General features: G+C 66.6%; 22 protein-coding genes. 6 read left to right on the forward strand and 16 right to left on the reverse strand.

Annotated features, from left to right (window positions below; all coding sequences use genetic code 11):
• Both A5736_RS00640 and A5736_RS00645 read left to right on the forward strand, forming a co-directional pair.
• On the forward strand, window positions 1–433 hold a 433-nt coding region (locus A5736_RS00640; protein ID WP_305800060.1), incomplete at its 5' end, for a nitrilase-related carbon-nitrogen hydrolase.
• Window positions 430–1,512 carry a DUF2993 domain-containing protein gene (locus A5736_RS00645; RefSeq protein WP_076243960.1) on the forward strand — a complete coding sequence of 361 codons (1,083 nt, stop codon included), beginning with the start codon at window positions 430–432 and terminating at the stop codon, window positions 1,510–1,512. The genes A5736_RS00640 and A5736_RS00645, both read left to right, overlap by 4 nt.
• 1 nt (window position 1,513) lies before the next feature.
• Here A5736_RS00645 and deoC read toward each other — a convergent pair whose 3' ends face one another.
• The 6 genes from deoC to A5736_RS00675 form a co-directional block, all read right to left on the reverse strand.
• Window positions 1,514–2,185 carry a deoxyribose-phosphate aldolase gene (deoC, locus tag A5736_RS00650; RefSeq protein ID WP_076243962.1) on the reverse strand — a complete coding sequence of 224 codons (672 nt, stop codon included), beginning with the start codon at window positions 2,183–2,185 and terminating at the stop codon, window positions 1,514–1,516.
• Window positions 2,185–2,613, reverse strand: coding sequence for a DUF2599 domain-containing protein (locus A5736_RS00655; RefSeq protein WP_076126833.1), 429 nt, complete (start codon window positions 2,611–2,613; stop codon window positions 2,185–2,187). Before A5736_RS00655 ends, deoC begins: the two co-directional genes overlap by 1 nt.
• Before the next feature lie 4 nt (window positions 2,614–2,617).
• A complete protein-coding gene (locus A5736_RS00660; protein ID WP_040621261.1) occupies window positions 2,618–2,905 on the reverse strand; it encodes a DUF2516 family protein in 288 nt (95 codons plus the stop codon).
• Between the two features lie 118 nt (window positions 2,906–3,023).
• The gene (hbhA, locus tag A5736_RS00665; protein ID WP_076243963.1) at window positions 3,024–3,614 is read right to left on the reverse strand and encodes a heparin-binding hemagglutinin HbhA; all 591 of its coding nucleotides are present in this window, start codon (window positions 3,612–3,614) and stop codon (window positions 3,024–3,026) included.
• A gap of 215 nt (window positions 3,615–3,829) precedes the next feature.
• A complete protein-coding gene (locus A5736_RS00670; protein ID WP_076126828.1) occupies window positions 3,830–4,246 on the reverse strand; it encodes a helix-turn-helix domain-containing protein in 417 nt (138 codons plus the stop codon).
• 84 nt (window positions 4,247–4,330) lie between these two features.
• Window positions 4,331–5,701: a DUF445 domain-containing protein gene (locus A5736_RS00675; protein WP_139333041.1), complete on the reverse strand. Its 1,371-nt coding sequence runs from the start codon at window positions 5,699–5,701 to the stop codon at window positions 4,331–4,333.
• Window positions 5,702–5,835: 134 nt separating this feature from the next.
• On the opposite strand from A5736_RS00675, the gene A5736_RS00680 reads away from it, so the two are divergent.
• Together A5736_RS00680 and A5736_RS00685 are read left to right on the forward strand one after the other, a co-directional pair.
• The gene (locus A5736_RS00680; protein WP_076243965.1) at window positions 5,836–6,534 is read left to right on the forward strand and encodes a TetR/AcrR family transcriptional regulator; all 699 of its coding nucleotides are present in this window, start codon (window positions 5,836–5,838) and stop codon (window positions 6,532–6,534) included.
• A 20-nt stretch (window positions 6,535–6,554) separates the two neighbouring features.
• Window positions 6,555–7,568, forward strand: a complete 1,014-nt coding sequence (locus A5736_RS00685; RefSeq protein WP_076126823.1) for a prenyltransferase — start codon at window positions 6,555–6,557, stop codon at window positions 7,566–7,568.
• Here the strand turns inward: A5736_RS00685 and A5736_RS00690 are convergent.
• The 4 genes from A5736_RS00690 to A5736_RS00705 all read right to left on the reverse strand — a co-directional run bounded on the left by A5736_RS00690 (window position 7,561) and on the right by A5736_RS00705 (window position 11,787).
• Window positions 7,561–8,421, reverse strand: a complete 861-nt coding sequence (locus tag A5736_RS00690) for a cyclopropane mycolic acid synthase family methyltransferase (protein WP_076126822.1) — start codon at window positions 8,419–8,421, stop codon at window positions 7,561–7,563. The two genes, A5736_RS00685 and A5736_RS00690, sit on opposite strands and share 8 nt — an antisense overlap.
• Window positions 8,422–8,506: 85 nt before the next feature.
• Window positions 8,507–9,370: a 3-hydroxybutyryl-CoA dehydrogenase gene (locus tag A5736_RS00695; RefSeq protein WP_076243966.1), complete on the reverse strand. Its 864-nt coding sequence runs from the start codon at window positions 9,368–9,370 to the stop codon at window positions 8,507–8,509.
• A 60-nt stretch (window positions 9,371–9,430) separates the two neighbouring features.
• Window positions 9,431–10,717 (reverse strand): isocitrate lyase, encoded by a 1,287-nt coding sequence (gene aceA / locus A5736_RS00700; RefSeq protein ID WP_076062568.1) that lies wholly within the window; start codon window positions 10,715–10,717, stop codon window positions 9,431–9,433.
• Between the two features lie 275 nt (window positions 10,718–10,992).
• Window positions 10,993–11,787 carry an acyl-[acyl-carrier-protein] thioesterase gene (locus tag A5736_RS00705; protein WP_076126818.1) on the reverse strand — a complete coding sequence of 265 codons (795 nt, stop codon included), beginning with the start codon at window positions 11,785–11,787 and terminating at the stop codon, window positions 10,993–10,995.
• Window positions 11,788–11,937: 150 nt separating this feature from the next.
• Between A5736_RS00705 and ramB the strand changes: the two genes are divergently transcribed.
• Together ramB and A5736_RS00715 are read left to right on the forward strand one after the other, a co-directional pair.
• Window positions 11,938–13,353: an acetate metabolism transcriptional regulator RamB gene (ramB, locus tag A5736_RS00710; protein WP_076243968.1), complete on the forward strand. Its 1,416-nt coding sequence runs from the start codon at window positions 11,938–11,940 to the stop codon at window positions 13,351–13,353.
• Window positions 13,350–13,913, forward strand: a complete 564-nt coding sequence (locus tag A5736_RS00715) for a carboxymuconolactone decarboxylase family protein (protein WP_076243970.1) — start codon at window positions 13,350–13,352, stop codon at window positions 13,911–13,913. Before ramB ends, A5736_RS00715 begins: the two co-directional genes overlap by 4 nt.
• Here the strand turns inward: A5736_RS00715 and A5736_RS00720 are convergent, their stop codons facing one another.
• From A5736_RS00720 to adh, 6 genes are read right to left on the reverse strand one after another with little or no spacing between them, the layout of a single operon-like run.
• On the reverse strand, window positions 13,914–14,195 hold the full coding sequence (locus A5736_RS00720) for a hypothetical protein (RefSeq protein ID WP_076126812.1): 282 nt from the start codon (window positions 14,193–14,195) through the stop codon (window positions 13,914–13,916).
• A 3-nt stretch (window positions 14,196–14,198) separates the two neighbouring features.
• A complete protein-coding gene (gene lpdA / locus A5736_RS00725; protein ID WP_076243971.1) occupies window positions 14,199–15,593 on the reverse strand; it encodes a dihydrolipoyl dehydrogenase in 1,395 nt (464 codons plus the stop codon).
• An 18-nt stretch (window positions 15,594–15,611) separates the two neighbouring features.
• Complete coding sequence (locus A5736_RS00730; protein ID WP_076243973.1) at window positions 15,612–16,151, reverse strand: hypothetical protein; 540 nt, start codon at window positions 16,149–16,151, stop codon at window positions 15,612–15,614.
• 1 nt (window position 16,152) lies between these two features.
• Window positions 16,153–16,431: a putative holin gene (locus A5736_RS00735; RefSeq protein ID WP_175611150.1), complete on the reverse strand. Its 279-nt coding sequence runs from the start codon at window positions 16,429–16,431 to the stop codon at window positions 16,153–16,155.
• Window positions 16,428–16,904 carry a DUF779 domain-containing protein gene (locus tag A5736_RS00740; RefSeq protein WP_076126803.1) on the reverse strand — a complete coding sequence of 159 codons (477 nt, stop codon included), beginning with the start codon at window positions 16,902–16,904 and terminating at the stop codon, window positions 16,428–16,430. Before A5736_RS00740 ends, A5736_RS00735 begins: the two co-directional genes overlap by 4 nt.
• The gene (gene adh, locus A5736_RS00745) at window positions 16,904–18,427 is read right to left on the reverse strand and encodes an aldehyde dehydrogenase (RefSeq protein WP_076243975.1); all 1,524 of its coding nucleotides are present in this window, start codon (window positions 18,425–18,427) and stop codon (window positions 16,904–16,906) included. Before adh ends, A5736_RS00740 begins: the two co-directional genes overlap by 1 nt.
• Between the last annotated feature and the right edge of the window lie 46 nt (window positions 18,428–18,473).

Here is an 18,473-nt window from a genome sequence, read left to right on the forward strand (position 1 = left end):
CGGCGTCGGCGTGGGGTTGTCCGTTTGCTACGACGTCCGCTTCCCGGAGCTCTACACCGAACTGGCCCGCCGCGGCGCGCAGGTGATCGCGGTTTGTGCGTCCTGGGGTTCGGGTCCCGGCAAACTCGAGCAGTGGACGCTGCTGGCCCGGGCCCGCGCGCTGGACTCGATGAGCTACGTCGCCGCGGCGGGTCAGGCCGACCCCGGCGACAGCTTGACCGGCCCGGGGTCCGGCTCCGGAGCACCGACCGGAGTGGGCGGCAGCCTGGTGGCCTCGCCGCTGGGTGAAGTGGTCGCGTCGGCGGGCGCCGAGCCGCAGCTCGTGGTCGCCGACATCGACGTCGACCGGGTAGCGAAGGCCCGCGAGAGCATCGCGGTACTGCGAAACCAGTCAAGCTTTGCTCGAATCGATAGGGCAGAATCGGTTGGGTGACGAACCCGCCAGGACCGCCAGGACCACCTAACGAGGGCCCGTGGGGCCGTCCCGGCAGTCAAGGCCCCTCGGGCCCACCACCGACCGAGCGTCCGACCGAGCGATTCCCCACCGGAGGCCCCGGCCAGTCGCCACCGCAGCCCGGGCCCGGCCCGGTGCCGCCACCTCCGCCTCAGCGAGCGCCGGGCCCACCGCCGCCGCGGGCGCCGGAGCCGCAGACCGAGCAGCTGGGTGCGACCCGGCCGGACACGCAGGGACCGGGCTACTCGCCTCCGCCCGTTCCGCCGGCGGGCCCGACGGAACGGTTGGCAACTCCGAACGAAGAGCCTGTGAAAAGAAAACGACGCTTCCTTCGCGACCCGCTATCGATCCTGCTGGTCTGCATCATCGTGGTTTCGCTCGTCATCGCGGCGCTGATCGGCGCCGAGCTGTACGTGCGCCACGTCGCCAACAACAAGGTCGCCGAGGCGGTGGCGTGCGAGACCAAGGATCAGGCCACCGCGTCGTTCAGCGTGACCCCGCTGATGCTGTGGCAGCAACTGACCAAGCACTACAGCAACATCTCCGTCTCGACCGCCGGCAACCAGATCCGCAGCGCCAAGGGTATGAAGATCGAAATCAACATCCGAGATGTGCGGCTCCAATCGACGGCCAATTCCAAGGGCACCATCGGGTCGCTCGACGCCACCATCACCTGGACGACCGAGGGCATCAAGGAATCGGTGCAAAACGCTATCCCGGTCCTGGGTCCCTTCGTCACCAACAGCGTGACCACGCATCCGGCCGACGGCACCGTCGAGCTGAAGGGCATGCTGGACAACATCACCGCCAAGCCGGTGGTCTCCGGCACCGGGCTGCAGTTGCAGATCGTCAGCTTCAACGCCCTCGGCTTCACCATGCCGAAGGAAAGCGTGCAGTCGACGCTGGACAAGTTCACCTCCGACCAAACGAAGAACTTCCCGTTGGGCATTCACGCCGACAGCGTGCAGGTGACCAATTCCGGTGTGACGAGCCACTTTTCGACGCAGAACGCCACCATCCCCACCGGCAATACCAACCCCTGCTTCGCCAACCTCTGATTCAGTCGAGCCCGTCGAGTACGGCCCGGGTACCTGACAGGCCCAGCCTGGTCGCGCCCGCGTTGAGCATCGCGACGGCGTCGGCGGCGGTGCGGATGCCGCCACTGGCCTTGACCCCCAACCGCCCGCCGACGGTTTCGCTCATCAACGCGACGGCGCGCAGCGACGCCCCGCCGGAGGGATGAAATCCCGTCGATGTCTTGACGAAGTCCGCGCCGGCGTCTTCGGCGGCGCGGCACACCGCCGCCAGCGTGCGCTCGTTATGGCCAAGCAGCACAGCCGATTCCACGATCACCTTCAGCACCGCTCCGGCGGCGGCCGAACGCACCGCTTCGATGTCCGACCGCACCGAGCCCAGTTCACCGGCCAGCGCGGCACCGACGTCGATGACCATGTCGACCTCGCTCGCGCCGGACGCAACCGCCTGCGCGGCCTCTTGCGCCTTGATCGCCGACACGTGCTTGCCCGACGGAAAACCGGCCACCGCGGCAACCCGCACACCGCCGGCTTGGATTGCGGCCGGCACCATCGACGGCGAGACGCACACCGCGTAGACACCCAACTCGGCGGCCTCGGCGACCAGCGCGGCCACCTCGGCCTCCGTGGCCTCGGGCTTGAGCAGGGTGTGGTCGACGAGTGCGGCCACCTGGGCGCGGATGGGTCGGTCCGCCACTAGAACGGCCCTTCCGGGCCGCCGGGATTGCAACCGGCCGCGACCATTTCGGTGTCGTCGACGACCGGCCGCCACGGCTCGAGGTTCCAGCTGGTCTTGCCCGGTTGTGCCATTTCGGCGAACTGCCAGTGGCAGAGGAACTGCGCACGCATGCCGGCGGTGTCGGCGTCCGGTGCCGACGCGAGCACCTCGGCCCACGCTTCGTCGGCGGCCGCCGACGTCCCGGGCTGCCTCGAGGCCGCCCGCCCGGAGGGCGTCGGGTAAACCCGCAAGCTGGCCAGGCCTCCCCACTGCATCCACTCGGTGTGATCGATATAGGGCGGTGAGTACGACGGGCTCGCCGCGCCCGTGCCCGGGTCCGCCCCGGCAGGCACGGCCGCCGAGAAGGCGACCAGCACCGCCGCCGGCAAGGCCAGCAGGGCTTTCATCCCGTCAGCGCGACTTACCCTGAATTTCGAGGAGTTTGGGCCGAACGTCGACCAGATACACGCCGGCCGCGCAGGCCGCGATCGCCATGCCGAGCACGCCGAAGACGAAGCTCAGGATCGATGTCAGCGCGACGGCCAGGCCCAGGATCACCAGCCACACGGGCTTGGTCAGCTTGTCGGCGGCGGTATAGGCATCGGGTCGCTGCAGCGCCGCGTGCACGAACGCGTACACCGCCGTCACCAGGACGGCGATCTGCAAGACCAACATGACGGTACCCACGAGGTGGCTCACGCCTTAAGGGTATGCGGGCGGCGTCCAAAACGTCGACTCCGAGTTGCCCCCTGGGCAACTCGGAGTCGAGTGTGCTGCTTGATCCGGGTTGCCCCCACGGGGGCAACCCGGTACCTGACTACTTCTGGGTGACCTTCTTGGCCGTCGACTTCTTGGCCGCAGCCTTCTTGGCCGGCGCCTTCTTGGCGGGGGCCTTCTTGGCCGGCGCCTTCTTCGCGGGGGCCTTCTTCGGCAGGTCGATGCCGACCAGCTTGGCCGCGCGCTCACCGACCGCGCGGGTCTGCGACGCGACGGTGCCCAGCGCCTCCTGGGTCAGCTCGACGGCCTGGTCCACGGACGCCTGGGCCCGCGCCGACGCGTCGTCGAAGCCGGACTGGCTGCGCAGCCGCTCCAGGGCGATCTCGCCGCGCTCGACCAGCTCGTTGTAGCGGCTGGTCGCGGCCTCCAGGTAACCCTCGGCGGCCTTCCGCAGCTCGTCGGCGGTGAACCGCTCGCGCAGCTCGGTGAACTGCTCGGGCAGGTCCTCCTGCAGCTTGGCCAGGCGGGCACGCCGCTCCTCGACCCGGCTGCGGGTCTCGGTGCGGGTTTCCTCGGCACGCTCACGCAGGTTGGTGATCAGGTCGTTGACGGTGGCCAGGGCCAGGTCCGCCGCGCCGAGTGCGGCGAGCAACGGGGCGCGCAGGTCTTCGATGTTCGGGTTTTCAGCCATTGGTTTTCCTTTCGTTATTTCTTTCGTTATCGGTGTTACGGACTGCTGTCTGGTGGAAGTTGCGCGAGAACCTCCTGCTTGGTCGGTCGAGTGATGATCGAGTGGCAGCTGCGCTGGCCGCCAGATCGGGGCAGCAGAGCCGGCAACTGGCCTGGAACGGTTGAGTCCCTTCCTTCTGGGTAACCGCGTGGCGCGCCGTCTATACGTCGCCCAGGTCAGTCGCCATTGGATTCGGTCGGACACTCCTCTGGGGTGGATTCGTTTTGCTGGGCGAACGACGCGTAGATGTCGAGCAGGATTTGCTTCTGACGCTCGGTGATCGCGGTGTCGGTGATGATCGCGTCGCGCACCTGACTGGCCTCGCTCGGCTCGAGGATCCCGGCCCGCACGTAGAGCACCTCGGCCGAAATCCGCAGCGCTTTCGCGATTTGGTTCAGGACGTCGGCGGACGGCTTGCGCAGTCCGCGCTCCACCTGGCTGAGGTAGGGGTTGCTGACCCCCGACCGCTCGGCCAGTTGGCGCACCGAGACCTGCGCGTTTTCCCGCAGGTCACGAATGAAGCTGCCGATGTCGGAGGCCACTTCGGAGGCCGCGGTCGACACCTTGGCGGAGAGCTTCTCCTCGGGTGCCATTGCGTACTCCTGGGTCGATGGTCGATCTTGACGGCCCTCAGACTACGGACAAGTGCTTGCTTTTGCAAGCACTTGTTAGCACCGCTAGAAAAGCAGCTGCGCGACGGCGTAGATCGCCAGCCCCGCGAGCGAGCCGACCACCGTTCCGTTGATCCGGATGAATTGCAGGTCGCGGCCGACGTGCAGTTCGATCCGCCGGCTGGCCTCCTCGGCGTCCCAGCGCTCGATCGTCTCGGTGATGATCGCGGTGATCTCAACCCCATACTGCGAGACCAGGTGCTGGGCCGCCCGGACGATCCAGTTGTCGACCTTGTCGCGCAGCTCGGCGTCGTCGCGCAGCGATTCCCCGATGCGAACCACCGTGTCGGCGATGCGGGTCCGCAACGCGCTCGACGGGTCGTCGACGCCCTCGAGGACCAGCCGTTTCATCGTCTTCCATGCCGTCGCGGCGGCGTTGGCGATCTCGTCGCGGGCCATCAGCTGCTCTTTGACGGCTTCGGCGCGCGCGATGGTGTCCGGATCGTGCTGCAGGTCGTCGGCGAATTCGAACAGGAAGCGCGTCGCCGAGCGGCGCAGTTCGTGGTCGGGGTTGCGCCGCACCTTGTCGGTGAAGTCCATCAACTCGCGGTGAATGCGGTCACCGACGAGGTGGTCGATGAATCGGGGCGACCAGCTCGGCGAGTCGCGCTCGACTACCCGCTGGATGACCTCGCCGGCATTGAGCGACCACTGAAAAGCCCGGTCGGCGAGCAATTGGATCAGGGCTTCCTGCCGGTTCTCGGCCAGCAGGGTGCCCAGTACCCGGCCCACCGGCGGACCCCACTGTGGCTCGGCGATGCGGCGCACGATCATCCGGTCGATGACCTGCTGCACGTCCTCATCGCGCAGCAACTCCACCAACACCCGGAGGATGGTCGCCGTCTCGCTGGCCACCCGCTCGGCATGCGAGGGCTCCGACAGCCACTTGCCGAGCCGGCCGGGCACCTGCGCGTCGCGCAGCTTGGTCTCGACCACCGCCGGCGACAGGAAGTTCTCCCGCACGAAGGTGCCCAGGCCCTCGCCGAGCTGATCCTTTTTGCGCTTGATGATCGCCGTGTGCGGGATGGGTATGCCCAGCGGGTGTTTGAACAGCGCGGTGACGGCGAACCAGTCCGCCAGGGCGCCGACCATGCCGGCCTCCGCGGCCGCGCTGACGTAGCCGACCCAGACGCCCGCACTGGTGTGGGCCTGCGCCCACCGGCACGCGAGGAACACGCCGCTGGCACCGATCAGGAAACCCAGCGCCACGATCTTCATCCGGCGCAGCGCCACCCGGCGTTCGGCGTCGGCCTGCGGATCGGCCCCCGCGAACGATTCCGCGAGGGACGTGTGGGGGCGGCGCGCCGGGCTCGGCGACGCGATCACGTCCAGCCCCCGCGCCGGCGACCCCGGCGGCTCGGCTCTGTGTGCCACCACACCATCATGTATCGCCGCGGGCGATTAGTGTGACTTGCACTGTCCAGGGGCCTGTTCTCCCGCGCCCGCCATCCGCCAACCGGACCCCCCAGGCCGTATTATCGAGGGCGTCTAGGGAATGGAAATCGGCGACTGTGGCAGAGCAAATACCGGCTGTGACCGTCAAGATGGATGGTCGCAAGCGGCGCTGGCATCAGCACAAAGTTGATCGACGTAATGAGCTGGTCGACGGAACCATTGAAGCGATTCGGCGGCTTGGCCGCTTCCTGAGCATGGACGACATCGCGGCCGAGATCGGGGTTTCCAAGACCGTGCTGTACCGCTACTTCGTCGACAAGAACGATCTGACGACCGCCGTGATGATGCGGTTCACACAGACGACGCTGATTCCCAACATGACCGCGGCCCTCTCATCGAACTTGGACGGCTTCGACCTGACCCGCGAGGTCATTCGGGTCTACGTCGACACCGTGGCAAACGAGCCCGAGCCGTACCGGTTCGTGATGGCGAACAGCTCGGCGAGCCACAGCAAGGTGATCGCCGACTCCGAGCGAATCATCGCCCGCATGCTCGCGGTCCTGATCCGCCGGCGCATGCACCAGGCCGGGTTGGACACCGGCGGGGTCGAGCCGTGGGCCTACCTGATCGTCGGCGGCGTGCAGCTGGCCACACACTCGTGGATGTCGGAACCCCGGATGAGTCGCGACGAGCTGATCGACTACCTGACCATGCTCAGTTGGAACGCGATATGCGGGATCGTCGAGGTCGGCGGGTCGCTGGAGAAGTTCCGCGCGCAGCCGCATCCGACGCCGATCGTTCCACAGCCGCGTTGAGGCCGGTCTAGGCTTTAGGAATGCCTGAGGCGAGCGTGGGCTCCCGGCTGAGGTCGTGGGCATACGCACTTCGCACCACCAACCCGCCACCCGATGGGCCGGTCGACACGGTCACGCGGTGGCTGGTTGTCACCCGCGCCGCGGTGTTGCCGATGACCCTGGTTTCCGGTCTGGTGGCGGCGCTGCTGGCGGTCGGCAAGCCGGGCCTGGATTGGCGGTGGCTGGTGCTTGCCGTGTTGGGAATCACGTTGGCGCACACCGCCAATAACCTGATGAACGACCTCTACGACACGCAGGTGGGCACCGACAGCGCCACCTATCCCCGCGCGCTGTACGCCCCCCACCCGGTGCTGTCCGGGCTGATCAGCCGCCGGACGTTGGGGCTGGCGATCCTGCTGGTGAACGTCGCGGACCTGGCGATCCTGGTGACGCTGACGTGGGCCCGCGGTTGGCCCGTAATCGCCTTTGCGCTCAGCGGTTTCGCGCTGAGCGTCGCGTACACGGCGCCGCCGCTGCGCCTGAAGAAACGCGGGCTGGGCGAGCCCGACGTTTTCGTCGTGTGGGGTCCGCTGATGGTCTGCGGGACGTACTACTCGGCGGTCGGCTCGGTCGGTTGGGACGTCGTTCTGGCCTCACTGCCCTACGGCTTGCTGTGCACGACGGTGCTGATGGGCAAGCACATCGACAAGATCCCCTACGACGAGCCGCTCGGGATCCGGACGCTGCCGGTCCTGCTGGGCGAGGCGCGCGCCCGCGTCGTGACGCTGGGCATGATGGTCGGCTTCTACGTGCTGGTCGCGATCGCCGTCGCGGCCGGCGCGATGCCCTGGGCCGCGCTGGTGGTCGCCTTGGCGCTGCCCCGGCTGGCGAAGGTGTGGCCGTACTTCCGCCGCCCGAGACCGGCCGAACCGCCACCGAAGTTTCCGGTGTGGCCCCTGTGGTACGCCGCGCTGGCGTGGGTGCACGTGCGGCAGGCGGGCGCGCTACTGGTGCTCGGCCTGGCGATCGGCGCCGTGCTGCGTAGCACTACTTGACGAGCGTGAACTGCCCCACGTTGGTGACGCCTTTGCGGAAGAAATTCTCGCACCCGGTCAGGTAGTGCATATAGCGGTCGTAGACCTCTTCGGATTGGATCGCGACGGCGTTTTCCTTATTGACCGCAAGATTGGCCGCCCACATGTTGAGCGTGCGCGCGTAATGCTCCCGCAGCAATTGCACCTTTTCGACCGAGAAACCGGCGGCCTGCGCAAACTTGAAAATGTCTTCCTGCGCCGGCAACTGGCCGCCCGGGAAGATTTCCGTGCCGATGAATCGCATGAATCGCACGTCGCTCATCGTCAGCGAGACGCCGCGCTCATGTTGCTGTTTCTGGGTGTACGTCAAAATCGTGTGCAGGAGCATTCTGCCGTCGGCGGGAAGGACGTCGTGGGCGTGGCCGAAAAATGCGGCCCACCGTTCGGATTTGAACGCTTCGAAGGCGCCGATGGTGACGATGCGGTCGACCTTGTCGTCGAACTCCTCCCAGCCCTGCAACCGCACCTCGACGTTGCGCCGGGTCGGCAAACCGGCAAGCTTCGCCTTGCTGTATTCAAACTGGTTGCGGCTGAGCGTGATTCCGATCACGTTGACATCGAATTTCTCGATCGCTCGTTGCAGCGCTCCACCCCAACCGCAACCGATGTCGAGCAACGTCATGCCGGGTTCGAGGTTGAGCTTGCCCAGCGCCAGGTCGAACTTTGCGTTCTGGGCCTCCTCGAGGGTCATGTCGTCCCGCTCGAAGTAGGCGCAGGTGTAGGCCATGGTCGGGTCTAGGAATAACGAGAAGAATTCGTCCGAGATGTCGTAGATGGATTGCGACTCTTCGTAATACGGCTTCAACTGAGCCATGCGATTCGGATGCCTCTCGTCGGTTGTCGCGAGAATGCTACCCGATCGACACAATGGCGTCGCGCCGACCCATTCACGGGCCGCATCAGTACGTATAGAAGCCTTGTCCGGATTTCTTGCCGAGCCGGCCGGCCTCCACCATGCGCAGCAGCAGCGGCGGCGGGCCGTATTGGGGCTCCTTGAATTCTTCGAACATTTTGTCCGCGATGAGTTTGAGGGTGTCCAATCCGACGAGATCGGACAGCCGCAGCGGGCCCATCGGGTGCGACAGCCCGGCGACCACTGCCTTGTCGACGTCTTCGACGGTGGCAAAACCGGCTTCCACCATCCGGATCGCCGACAGCAGGTACGGAACCAGCAGGGCGTTGACGACGAAGCCGGACCGGTCCGAGCAGCGCACCACCTGCTTGCCCAGAACCGCACTGGCGAACTCCTCGGTGCGCGCGGCCGCGGCCTCGTCGGTGACCAGCGTGCTGACCAGTTCGACCAGCGGCAGCACCGGGACGGGGTTGAAGAAATGCAGGCCCAGCACGCGCTGAGGGTTCCTGGTGGCCGCGGCCACCTTCATGATCGGGATGCTCGAGGTGTTCGACGCCAGGACCGCGTCGGGGTCGGTGATGACCTGGTCCAGTTCCGCGAACAGCTCGGCCTTGACGGCCTCGTCCTCGATGATGGCCTCGATCACCAGTTGGCGGTCGGCCAGGTCCTTCAGGTCGGTGGTGAACGTCAGCTTGTCGAGCGCGCGGTCGCGCTCCCGCTCGGTGACCTTGCCCGCGCTGACGCCGCGCTCCAGCGACCGGACGATGCGGTTGCGTCCGGCCGTGATCAGCTCCTCGCTGGGCTCGTACACCGTCACGTCGACTCCGGCGCGCACCGAGACCTCGGCAATGCCGGACCCCATCTGCCCCGCACCGACAACCCCGACCCGGTGGATCGCTGCGTCGCTCACTACTTCCTCCTAAACGCGCGAGCAGTCCCCCGCATGCGGGGGACTGCTCGGCAGACTAACTCAGTGGAACTGACCCTCTTCGGTCGAACCCGCCAGCGCGGTGGTCGACGAGCTCGGGTCCACCGTGGTCGCGATGCGGTCGAAGTAACCGGCACCGACCTCGCGCTGGTGCTTGGTCGCGGTGTAACCGCGCTCCTCGGCGGCGAACTCGCGCTCCTGCAGCTCGACGTACGCGCTCATCTGGTTGCGGGCGTAGCCGTAGGCCAGATCGAACATCGAGTAGTTCAGCGCGTGGAAGCCGGCCAGCGTGATGAACTGGAACTTGAATCCCATTGCGCCAAGCTCTTTTTGGAACTTCGCGATGGTGGAGTCGTCCAGGTGCTTCTTCCAGTTGAAGGAAGGCGAGCAGTTGTAGGCGAGCATCTGGTCCGGGAACTCCGACTTGACGCCCTCGGCGAACTTGGCCGCGAGCTCGAGGTCCGGGGTCCCGGTCTCCATCCAGATCAGGTCGGAGTACGGCGCGTAGGCCTTGGCCCGCGCGATGCACGGCTCGAGGCCGTTCTTGACGCGGTAGAAGCCTTCCTTGGTCCGCTCACCGGTGATGAACGGCTGGTCGCGCTCGTCGACGTCCGAGGTGATCAAGGTGGCCGCCTCGGCGTCGGTGCGCGCGATCACGACCGTTGGCACGCCGGCGACGTCGGCGGCCAGGCGCGCCGAGGTCAGGGTGCGGATGTGCTGCTGAGTCGGGATCAGCACCTTGCCACCGAGGTGGCCGCACTTCTTCTCCGAGGCGAGCTGGTCCTCCCAGTGCGACCCCGCGACGCCCGCGGCGATCATCGCCTTCTGCAGCTCGTACACGTTGAGCGCACCGCCGAAGCCGGCCTCGCCGTCGGCGACGATCGGCGCCAGCCAGTTCTCCACGGACCGGTCGCCCTCGACCTTGGCGATCTCGTCGGCGCGCAGCAGCGCGTTGTTGATGCGACGGATGACCTGCGGCACCGAGTTAGCCGGGTACAGGCTCTGGTCGGGGTAGGTGTGGCCGGACAGGTTGGCGTCGCCGGCGACCTGCCAACCCGACAGGTAGATGGCCTTCAGGCCGGCGCGCACCTGCTGCACGGCCATGTTGCCGGTCAGGGCGCCGAGGGCGTTGATGTACTCCAGGTCGTGCAGCTGCTCCCACAGCACCTCGGCGCCGCGGCGGGCCAGGGTGTGCTCCTCGACGACGCTGCCCTGCAGGGCGACGACGTCCTTGGCGGTGTAGGTGCGGTTGATGCCCTTCCAGCGCGGGTTGGTGTCCCAGTCGTGCTGGATCTGTTCGGCGCTCTTCGGGGTGCCAACGTCAGACATTGGGCTTAACTCCTTTGCAATTGGTGAACGGTTGACGCCGCCGTCCGGCGGTAGCTGGAGGCTCAACTTCACTGGCGTGCTAACACGACCATGGCACAGCCTGTTTATGCCGGTCCACCCGTTTCATTTGCCAATTTCCGCAACACGTTTGCCCGGTTTTGCAAATCTTGCGAAGGCATCCAAGAACTGAACCGTTTCAGAAGCTACCGGCCAGTAACCCCAAAGCCGCAGGTCAAGACGGGAAATTGAGCGGGCCGCTTAGCGGCCCGAATCGGCTACAGGGAGAAGAGCGCGGCGACGGCTTTCGTCTCGTCGCCGACGGTATATGTGAGCGTTGTAACAGGGCGATCGACCAGGCCGGGACCGAACTGATCGGTGGAACCGGCCGGGTGGACGTGCGAAATGATCTCGAGCTTGTCGCCCAGCGCGACTGGCGCCTCGTGCTCGATGGTGGTGCGTAGCGGTCCCCGCAGCAGCTCGGGATGGGCGGCGAGGTAATCCTCGATCACGCTCCAGTACACCGAGTTGTTCATGTGGTCGAACAGGTCGATGTCGGTCACCCGGACCGGAAACTCGTGGATCTCGGTCGCGTCGTCACGGCTGCCCGGCTTCAAGTAGCCCTTCCACCGCAGCCGATCGATGGCTGTGGTCTTGTGCAGGCCCGCCAGGAAGTCGTCGGCGATGCGCGCGGGCATCTGGGTTTCCCGGTTGATGTTGATCCAGAACGCCTCGGATTCGATCAGGCCGCCCTTGCGGCCGTCGACGCGGACCCGCATCTCGCACCACCGGTTCGAGGTGCCCGAGCACCAGCGCCGGCACCGCAGCATGTCCTGGAACTCGATCGGGCGGATCAGGTCGAGCATGGTGCGGCGGACGATCCACAGCGGGTGGGTCTCCTCGAAGCCCATCTCGCGCAGCTGGTCCTGGCCGATGTCCTGGATATGGCGGCAGGCGGCATCCAGCCGCAGCCGGCCGGTGCGGTCGATGTCGCCGACGCGCAGCGGCCATTCGCGATCGAATACGTCGGGGTGGCCGTCGGGCACCGGCATCATTATTTTGTCCAGGCTCACGGCTTCGCTCCCCCGCTCGCTCCTCGTCTGGACCCCACGGTAACCGGGGGCAGACGGGAATCATGCCAAATGGCATCTCCGAAAAACCAATCCTAGCGCGATGCCAACTCTGCAAACCGTATCTTCGCAGTGGCGGGTAGGCTCTGTTAGGTGTCCAAAACATTCGTCGGCTCGCGCGTTCGCCAGTTGCGCAGCGAGCGCGGATTCAGTCAGGCCGCGTTGGCCCAGATGCTGGAGATCTCACCCAGCTACCTCAACCAGATCGAGCACGACGTCCGGCCGCTGACGGTGGCCGTGCTGCTGCGGATCACCGAGGTGTTCGGCGTGGACGCGACCTTTTTCGCACCGCACGACGACACCCGGCTGGTCGCGGAGCTGCGCGAGGTGACGATGGATCGCGACCTGGGCATCGACGTCGAACCGCCCGAGGTCGCCGAGATGGTCAGCGCCCATCCCGCGCTGGCCCGCGCGGTCGTCAACCTGCATCGGCGCTACCGGATCACCACCGCGCAGCTGGCCGCCGCCACCGAGGAGCGGTTCTTCGACGGCAGTGGCACCGGGTCGATCACGATGCCCCACGAAGAGGTGCGCGACTACTTCTACCAGCGCCAGAACTACCTGCACGAGCTGGACACCGCCGCCGAGGACCTCACCACCCAGATGCGGTTGCATCACGGCGACCTGGCCCGCGAGCTGACCAGGCGGCTCACCGAGGTGCACGGCGTGCACATCAACCGGCGCATCGATCTCGGCGACACCGTGCTGCACCGCTTTGACCCCGAGACCAAGACGCTGGAAATCAGCAATCACCTCTCGCTGGGTCAGCAGGTGTTCAAGATGGCCGCCGAATTGGCCTACCTCGAATTCGGTGACCTGATCGACAGCATGGTCGAGGAGGGCAAGTTCACCAGCGACGAGTCGCACACGCTGGCCCGGCTTGGGCTGGCCAACTACTTCGCGGCGGCCGCGGTGCTGCCCTATCGCCAATTCCACGACGTCGCAGAGAATTTCCGCTACGACGTCGAGCGACTGTCGGCGTTCTACTCGGTGAGCTATGAGACCATCGCGCACCGGCTCTCGACGCTGCAGCGGCCGTCGATGCGCGGTGTTCCGTTCTCGTTCATCCGGGTCGACCGGGCCGGCAACATGTCAAAACGTCAGTCCGCCACGGGTTTTCACTTCTCCTCGAGCGGCGGAACCTGCCCGTTGTGGAACGTCTACGAAACGTTCGCCAACCCCGGCAAGATCCTGGTGCAGATCGCCCAGATGCCCGACGGCCGCAACTACATGTGGGTGGCCCGCACCGTGGAACGCCGCGCCGCGCGGTATGGTCAGCCGGGTAAGACCTTCGCGATCGGGCTGGGCTGCGAACTTCGGCACGCCCACCGGCTCGTCTACTCGGAAGGACTCGACTTGTCGGGTGAGATCGCTACGCCTATCGGCGCGGGTTGCCGTGTCTGCGAACGCGACAACTGTCCGCAGCGGGCGTTCCCCGCGCTGGGGCGCGCGCTCGATCTCGACGAGCACCGCAGCACGGTGTCCCCGTATCTGGTGAAGCAAGCGTGACCGGGCTCCCGGCAGGTCCCGTCGGCCGCATCCCGTCGGGCGGGTTCCGAGAGCTGGGACCGATCAACTGGGTGATCGCGAAGCTGGGTGCGCGCACGGTGAAAGCGCCCGAGTTCCACCTGTTCACCACGTTGGGCCAGCGCCGATTGCTGTTCTGGGCCTGGGCCTTTTACGGCGGCCGGTTGTTGCGGGGGCGGCTGCGGCCGGTCGACACCGAGCTGGTGATCCTGCGGGTCGCGCACGTGCGCTCGTGCGAATACGAGCTGCAGCACCACCGCCGGATGGCCCGCCGGGCGGGTCTGGATGCGGACATGCAGGCCGCGATCTTCGCCTGGCCCGACGCGCCGAACGGGTCCGGGCTCACCGAACGGCAACAGGCGCTGCTGACGGCGACGGACGAGTTCGTCAAGGACCGGACGATCAGCGACGCGACCTGGCAGCGGCTGGCGACTCACCTGGATCGGCGACAGCTGATCGAATTCTGCTTGCTCGCAAGCCAATACGACGGCCTGGCGGCGACGATGTCCGCGCTCGACATCCCGCTGGACAACCCCCGCTAGCTAGAGGTAGACGTCGGCCAGCACGGCCAGCGTCAGCACCACGGGCAGTATCGGCAGGCCGAAGGCGAACGCCGCCCACAGCTGGTTACCGCGCCGGCGCAACCACCACCCACACGCCCCGGCGCAGATTCCGAGCACCACCGACATCAGCAACACCAGCGGGCCCCACTGGCCCGCCGTCGCATTGTCGCCGGTCGAAATGGCCACCAGCCACAGCACATAGCCGATCGCCACGCCGCCGATGGCGCCGACGATCCTCTCGCTGGTCTTGCTGGTGTTCATCGATCAGAAGTTGATCATGTGGCCGGTCAGGCCGTGGAAGCACTCCTGCAGCGCCTCGGACATGGTCGGATGCGTGTGCACGTTGCGGGCCAGCTCGGTCGCGGTCAGATCCCACTTCTGCGCCAGGGTGAGCTCGGGCAGCAGCTCGGACACGTCGTGGCCGACCAGGTGCCCGCCGAGCAGCTCGCCGTACTTCGCGTCGGCCACCAGCTTGACGAAACCGCTGGGGTCGCCCACGCCGTGCGCCTTGGCGTTCGCGGTGAACGGGAACTTGGCGACCACCACGTCGTAGCCCTCGTCACGGGCCTGCTGCTCGGTGAGCCCGAAACTGGCGACGTTGGGTTGGCAGAACGTCGCGCGCGGCAGCATCCGATAATCGCCGAGCGCCAAAGTCTCTGCCCCACCGATGGTTTCGGCCGCGACCACACCCTGGGCCTCGGCGACGTGCGCGAGCATCAACAGTCCGGTGACGTCGCCGATGGCGTAGATGTGCGGCAGGTTGGTGCGCATGTAGTCGCTGATGCCGATGGCCTTGCGGTCGGTGAGCGCGACCCCGGCCGCCTCCAGCCCGTAGCCCTCGACATTGGGCGCAAAACCGATGGCCTGCAACACCTTTTCGGCCTTGAGTTCCTCGCTGCGACCGTCCTTGCTGACCGTCACCCTGACCACCGAACCGTCGTCGGAGATGCCCTCGACCTTGGTTCCGGTCAACACCTTGACGCCCAGCTTCTTGAACTGTTTTTCGATCTCCTTGGACACCTCGGCGTCCTCGTTGGGCAGCGCGCGGGGCAGGAACTCCACGATCGTGACGTCGACGCCGTAGTTCTTGAGCACGTAGCCGAACTCCATGCCGATCGCGCCGGCCCCGGCGATGATGATCGATTCGGGCAACTCCCGGGACAGGATCAGTTCCTCGTAGGTGACCACGTTTTCCGATAGCGACGTGCCGGGAACCAGCCGGGTGCTGCTGCCGGTGGCGATGATGGCGTTGTCGAACGTGACGGTTTCCGTGCCACCGTCATTGAGCTCAACGGACAGCGTGTTGGCGTCGGTGAACCTGCCGTACCCGTGAATCTCGGTGATCTTGTTCTTCTTCATCAGGAAGTGCACGCCGGCGACGCGGCCCTCGGCCACTTTGCGGCTGCGGTCGAAGGCGATTCCGTAGTCGAAGGTCGCCTCGCCGCTGATGCCGAAGGTCTTGGCCTCTTTGGTGAAGATGTGGGCGAGCTCGGCGTTGCGCAGCAGCGCCTTGGACGGGATGCAGCCGACGTTCAGGCAGACTCCGCCCCAGTACTTCGGCTCGACGACCGCGGTGTTGAGGCCCAGCTGTGCGGCGCGAATCGCCGCGACATATCCGCCGGGACCGGCCCCGAGGACGACGACGTCATAGTGAGTCACGGCCCCTACCCTAGTGGCCTAGTACGGGATGACGCCGATCAGGCAGTGGCCCACCCGCTCGCAGTAGTAATAGCCGTAGAGCGGCGCCGCGGCGGCGACGGCGGCAAGCGGCCCCGACATCACCGCGATCGACAGCGCCGAGATCAGCGGCCTGCCGTGCATCGCCAGCATCACGCCGCCCACCACGCAGGCGACGACGTAGACCAGCACCGCGAACACCGCGGGCGCCTTGTCGATGGTGTGGTACCACCAATAGAACAGCCCCAGGCCGACGACGGCCCCCACGGCCCACACGCCGAGGAGCACCAGAACCAGCTGCCACCACTTCAGGTAGTGATAGCGGCCGGGAACGGCGACCGGCTGCACCGGCGCACCGCCGGCTTCGCTCACGCCGTCCCGCTCGGTGTCCTCCTCCGGGGCCGTGTCGGGTGCGGGCGTTTCCGGCTCGGGCGCTTCCGGCTCGGCGACAACGGGAACGGGCTGCGAGCCGGTGTCGTCGGAGAAGTCCGGCACGAACGCCTCGGTCTGCGGATGAGACTCCCGGTCCCCATCAGGCACGTCAGGCACCGGCCGCCACCCGCAGAGCGACGAGCGCGCCGAACCAGCCCGGCGCCACCGCGAGGATGAACGCGCCGACCACCGTGACCCAGCGCCGCCCCGACAGCACGATCGTCAGCAGCCCGATCACGCTGGGAATCCCGACCACCAGTGCGATCGCAATGTCCGGGCGGACCCTCGGATGGTCCACGACGGTGAACGCCACGGCCGCCAATAACCCGACCGCACAACCGATCAGCATGGCACTGGCCAGCAGCCACGGACGCGGAAGGGGAATCACTTTCTCGACTGTACTGCGGTTGGGCAGGTCCCCAATGCCGCGTCGGCCACCACCGGACCCCGTGTCGCGGGCCGCTCACCGCGCTCGTAGCCGGCGCCGGTGATGACCGTGGCCAACGACGCCTGCTCTTGCTCGGTGAACACGCGGCCGCGGGACAGGAATCGCACCCCCTCGGGCGCTTCCAGGCTGAACCCGCCGCCGCGGCCGGGCACCACGTCGATGACCAACTGCGTGTGCTTCCAGGTCTCGTACTGGGGACCCGAAATCCACACCGGAACCCCGTCGGCCCCGACGTCGAGCACGCCGAGCAACACGTCGCGATCGCCGACGAGGAAGTCGCCGAGCGGGTAACACATCGGCGACGACCCGTCGCAGCAGCCACCGGACTGATGGAACATCACCGGGCCGTGCCGGGCCTGTAGCTGCCCGAGCAGCTCGGCGGCATCCGCGGTGATCACCACCCGCGGGACCATCAGAAGAATCCTTGCGCCTTCTGCGAATAGGACACCATCAGGTTCTTGGTCTGCTGGTAGTGGTCGAGCATCATCTTGTGGTTCTCCCGGCCGATGCCGGACTGCTTGTAGCCGCCGAACGCCGCATGCGCCGGGTACACGTGATAGCAGTTGACCCATACCCGGCCGGCCTGGATATCCCGGCCGGCCCGGTAGGCGGTATTGCCGTCGCGGCTCCAGACGCCGGCGCCCAGGCCGTAGAGGGTGTCGTTGGCGATGGCAAGAGCGTCGTCGTAGTCCTTGAACGACGTGACGGCGACCACCGGCCCGAAGATCTCCTCCTGGAAGACGCGCATCTTGTTGTTGCCGCCGAAGATCGTCGGCTGCATGTAGAAGCCGCCGGACAGGTCGCCACCCAGCTCGGCGCGCTCTCCGCCGGTGATGATCTTGGCGCCCTCGTCCTTGCCTATCTCGATGTAGGACAACACCTTTTCCAGTTGGTCGTTGGAGGCCTGCGAACCCAGCATGGTCTCGGAGTCCAGCGGGTCGCCTTGCCGGACCGCCTTGGTGCGGATGGCCGCCAGCTCCAGGAACTCGTCGTAGATGTCGGCCTGGATCAGGCTGCGCGACGGGCAGGTGCACACTTCGCCCTGGTTGAGGGCGAACATCGTGAAGCCCTCCAGCGCCTTGTCCTGGAAATCGTCGTGCGCGGCCATCACGTCGGAGAAGAAGATGTTGGGGCTCTTGCCGCCGAGTTCCAGCGTGACCGGGATCAGGTTCTGCGACGCGTACTGCATGATCAATCGCCCGGTGGTGGTCTCCCCCGTGAAGGCGACCTTGGCGATCCGGTTGCTCGACGCCAGCGGCTTGCCGGCCTCCGCGCCGAACCCGTTGACCACGTTGACCACCCCGGGCGGCAGCAGGTCGCCGATCAGCGACATGAGATAGAGCACCGACGCCGGGGTCTGCTCGGCGGGCTTGAGCACCGCGGCATTGCCGGCCGCCAGTGCCGGCGCCAGCTTCCAGCTGGCCATCAGGATCGGGAAGTTCCACGGAATGATCTGGCCCACCACGCCCAGCGGCTCGTGAAAGTGGTAGGCGACCGTGTCCTCGTCGATCTGAGACAGCGAGCCCTCCTGCGCGCGGATCGCCGCCGCGAAATACCGGAAGTGGTCGGCGGCCAGCGGGATGTCGGCGGCCAGCGCCTCCCGGATCGGTTTGCCGTTGTCCCACACCTCGGCCACCGCCAGCGCGGCCTTATTTTCCTCGATGCGGTCGGCGATCTTGTTCAGGATCGCCGCTCGCTCGGCGGGCGCGGTCTTGCCCCAGGCGGGTGTGGCCGCATGCGCGGCATCGAGCGCCTTTTCCACGTCGGCCTCGTCGGACCTGGCCACCTCGCAGAACGTCTGACCGGTCACCGGCGTCGGGTTCTCGAAATAGCGGCCGCCCACTGGCGCGACCCATTGGCCCCCGATGAAGTTCTCGTACCGGGATTCATACGACATCAATGCCCCGGCGGCACCTGGACGTGCGAAAACAGTCATCGGTTTCAGCTCCTTGTTCTTTCGCGTGACAAGCCTCACAGTACGC

The organism is Mycobacterium sp. SP-6446 (genome assembly GCF_001954045.1).
Taxonomy (GTDB): domain Bacteria; phylum Actinomycetota; class Actinomycetes; order Mycobacteriales; family Mycobacteriaceae; genus Mycobacterium.

Excerpts from the sequence above, each read along its gene's own strand:
- A5736_RS00655 (WP_076126833.1), bottom strand. The coding sequence starts at position 2,613 with ATGAAAGCCCTGCTGGCCTTGCCGGCGGCGGTGCTGGTCGCCTTCTCG.
- hbhA (WP_076243963.1), bottom strand. The coding sequence starts at position 3,614 with ATGGCTGAAAACCCGAACATCGAAGACCTGCGCGCCCCGTTGCTCGCC.
- A5736_RS00670 (WP_076126828.1), bottom strand. The coding sequence starts at position 4,246 with ATGGCACCCGAGGAGAAGCTCTCCGCCAAGGTGTCGACCGCGGCCTCC.
- A5736_RS00685 (WP_076126823.1), top strand. The coding sequence starts at position 6,555 with ATGCCTGAGGCGAGCGTGGGCTCCCGGCTGAGGTCGTGGGCATACGCA.
- A5736_RS00690 (WP_076126822.1), bottom strand. The coding sequence starts at position 8,421 with ATGGCTCAGTTGAAGCCGTATTACGAAGAGTCGCAATCCATCTACGAC.
- aceA (WP_076062568.1), bottom strand. The coding sequence starts at position 10,717 with ATGTCTGACGTTGGCACCCCGAAGAGCGCCGAACAGATCCAGCACGAC.
- A5736_RS00720 (WP_076126812.1), bottom strand. The coding sequence starts at position 14,195 with ATGAACACCAGCAAGACCAGCGAGAGGATCGTCGGCGCCATCGGCGGC.
- A5736_RS00740 (WP_076126803.1), bottom strand. The coding sequence starts at position 16,904 with ATGGTCCCGCGGGTGGTGATCACCGCGGATGCCGCCGAGCTGCTCGGG.
- adh (WP_076243975.1), bottom strand. The coding sequence starts at position 18,427 with ATGACTGTTTTCGCACGTCCAGGTGCCGCCGGGGCATTGATGTCGTAT.